We start from the raw sequence: 1,442 nt of genomic DNA, 5'->3' as shown, positions 1-1,442 counted from the left end.
TGTTTTTGTGGTTATTAACATTCTATCAAACAGGTCCAAATGGACTTTTTATTTTCTATCAAGTATTCAATTTAATTTTACAATCGGCGGTTTGAAATTTATAGAAGATTTTTTAAATTTATTTGCTGACGATACATATGTCTATTATTCTGTAACTTCTAAAATACAGTATATATGTCAGCAATTACTAAATGCTTTACTTGATCCACAAATATGCAATGTTAAAAGTTTTACGTATAGTTTGACTAAGGCTATTTCACAATATGAACCTCTTGAAGTAGAAAAGATATTATTAAGTGAAGATTTGAATGTGTCTAAATTTATCGAAACTGTATGTGATTTCTTACAAGAGAAAATAGATGAAGACAAACAAAACGTAGAACTCAAACATTCAGAAATTATTAATTATACGATTATGTATAAGTGCTTTTCATTACTCACTGATGAAGAAAAGAAAAAAGCTAATAATGTTATTAATGAAAATTGGAAGTATGATAATGCATTTCAGGGGTTCGAAAAGTATTTAGAAGAACAAAAAATAAACGATTATCTTCTTATTATAGATAGAGAAAATAATACATTGAATACAGCAAGACGATATTTAGGTAAATATAAATGCATTGAAATGAACTCTGAAGATAATTTTGGAATTCAAATGGCTGATTTGTTTGTAGGTTTGATAACGAAGCTGATGAGAGCAATGCGAAAGGAATTAGCTTATAATTCTAAATATGATGCTATAAAAAACATTTATTAAGTTCAGAGTGGTTTGAATTGAATGATACACAACTTGAAATGTATCATAAATTATATGTAATTCTTACTAAGTATAATGATTCTTTTTATAAAACATATGTAAGTATTTATAGTGATGACTTTGTTTACTTAATCAGCTTACTTGAGGAGTTATACACTTTTAACTCTGCAAAAGAAATGTATACAAGTAGGAAAAATATATCTGAAAGAATAAATGACAATGCAGCTATTAGATTGCGTGCTATGTTTAATGAATTTTAAGTAACTACAGAATAATCTATGTGGAAATAATATGGTAGGATATAGTCTTACTTTATTAGATAGTCTAATTTTTGCTATCTAATAAAAGTGAGACTATTTTTTAATGGTAATAGGAATAAAAAGTAGAGAAGATGGATAATTCTATGGCAGATTCGATTTTGAAAAATTTAAGCACTAGATTAATCAAGATGAATTTTTCTAGTATAGTGTTTTTATTAGATATTATTATATGGCTTTTAAATATTCAATCATTGAAAAATTTGATCACTGGAAAAGATTGGAATGCTTTGTTAAATCTAGCACCAGAAATTATGGTTAAAATATATAACTTATACTTTTTGGTAGCTTTCTCTGTAATATGGTTAGTTTTTAAATATCTTTCCAAACCTGAAGATGCTGATAAGGTTGAAACAACAGTACCGGGT

At 26.4% G+C, this 1,442-nt stretch carries 3 protein-coding genes; all 3 read left to right on the top strand.

From position 1 onward, the window contains the following. A partial coding sequence (locus tag CP368_RS09925; protein WP_233185889.1) for a DUF3800 domain-containing protein occupies positions 1–757 on the top strand: 757 nt, incomplete at its 5' end. A gap of 17 nt (positions 758–774) precedes the next feature. Beyond that, positions 775–1,017: a hypothetical protein gene (locus CP368_RS09920; RefSeq protein ID WP_098046054.1), complete on the top strand. Its 243-nt coding sequence runs from the start codon at positions 775–777 to the stop codon at positions 1,015–1,017. Between the two features lie 143 nt (positions 1,018–1,160). Then, on the top strand, positions 1,161–1,442 hold a 282-nt coding region (locus CP368_RS09915), incomplete at its 3' end, for a hypothetical protein (protein ID WP_143468330.1).

Origin of the sequence: Lactobacillus sp. UMNPBX17, from assembly GCF_002553735.1 — a bacterium.
GTDB classification, from domain to species: Bacteria; Bacillota; Bacilli; order Lactobacillales; family Lactobacillaceae; genus Lactobacillus; species Lactobacillus gallinarum.
The sequence above is the reverse complement of the archived record's forward strand: the minus strand, read 5'-3'. Positions and strand labels throughout refer to the sequence as shown.